Origin of the sequence: Rhizobium sp. SEMIA 4085, from assembly GCF_013004495.1 — a bacterium.
Taxonomy (GTDB): Bacteria; Pseudomonadota; Alphaproteobacteria; order Rhizobiales; family Rhizobiaceae; genus Rhizobium; species Rhizobium gallicum.
The window spans coordinates 1-1,285 of record NZ_JABEPH010000665.1 but is presented as its reverse complement, the minus strand read 5'-3'; the positions used below and the strand labels follow the sequence as shown (position 1 = coordinate 1,285).

At 57.0% G+C, this 1,285-nt stretch carries 1 protein-coding gene and 1 pseudogene; one reads left to right on the top strand and one right to left on the bottom strand.

Annotated features, from left to right (window positions below):
* A partial coding sequence (locus C9413_RS32195) for a transposase (protein ID WP_170251574.1) occupies nucleotides 1–979 on the bottom strand: 979 nt, incomplete at its 3' end.
* A gap of 192 nt (nucleotides 980–1,171) precedes the next feature.
* On the opposite strand from C9413_RS32195, the pseudogene C9413_RS34600 reads away from it, so the two are divergent.
* Nucleotides 1,172–1,285, top strand: a pseudogene (locus C9413_RS34600) (N-acetyltransferase); the annotation flags it as partial.

Here is a 1,285-nt window from a genome sequence, read left to right as displayed (position 1 = left end):
GCTTGTCCGCCGGGCAGATGTAGTGGTTTGCATCCGCATCAAATGTGAAGTCGGCCCGTGAGAACGTGCCATCGGTGCGGTTCGACTTGTCGAAGACCGGGATGTGCGGCGTGATCTTCTTGTCCTTTACCAACCAGGCAAGGTTTGGGGCCGATCCATAAGCGGTGTCGGCCACAAGCCATTCTGGCTTGAGCCCAAGGCTTGTCTCTGTCCTCTCGATCATGGTGCGGGAAGCGCCGACCTCGGCCTGGCGGATGGCACGACTAGCCTCGACATCCAGGATGACGGCATTGTCGGTGTCGATCAGATAATTGGTGGCATAGGCGAAGAAGGCATGGCCCTTGTGCGCCCCGGTCCATTGCGCGGCCGGATCGGCAGCAGAGATGAACTTCGGCGTCACCTCCGAGGCCGCTCCAAAGGCGGCATCATCCAGCTTTTCCAGATATTCCCTGACCGCACGCGCGGCATCCTCGTCGTTTGGCGCGGCCCACTCCTCACCGGAAACAGAGCGCTGCTTGTTAGCGTCGGCGGCGATCAGGCTTGCGTCCACGGCAAAGCCCTCGCCACGCACCAGGCCCTCTGACATGCATCGCTTGACGACAGTCTCAAACAGATGACGGAGAAGATCGCTGTCGCGGAAGCGGCCATGGCGGTTGCGTGAGAAGGTCGAGTGGTCAGGCACTTTGCCGTCGAGACCGAGTTTGCAGAACCAGAGATAGGCAAGGTTGAGATGGACCTCGTCGCACAGACGCCGCTTAGAACGAATGCCCATGCAATAGCCAACGAGCAGTATCCGGATCATCAGCTCTGGATCAATCGAAGGCCGGCCAATTGAGCTGTAAAATGGCTTCATCTCTCTGCGGATATCGCCGCAGTCGAGGAAACGATCGATGCCGCGCAGCATATGTTCGTCGGGGAGGTGATCATCCAGGCAGAAATCGTAAAACAATTGCGCCGGTTCCGACTGCATCCCCATCATCGTTGCGCTCTCCTCTCGAAGCAGTAACGAGAGTGAATCACGACCGCACTAACCGATCAACCACCGACTAAATCAACAATATCCGCCAACAGCAGACATTGGCGGCATCGCAAAACCGTCTATTCTGCGACGTTGCAAAAGTCAGGAAAACAAGTGTCGCTTTAATCGGGAATTTCTCGAGAGAACCACAATATGGAATCGATTATCGAGATTGGGGAGTCGTGGGCGGAGCTTCGCGTTGCGCTGTGGCCGCATCACTCGCTCGGAGATCATCGAGCTGAGTTGTGCCGGGCGTTTCTTTCAGAA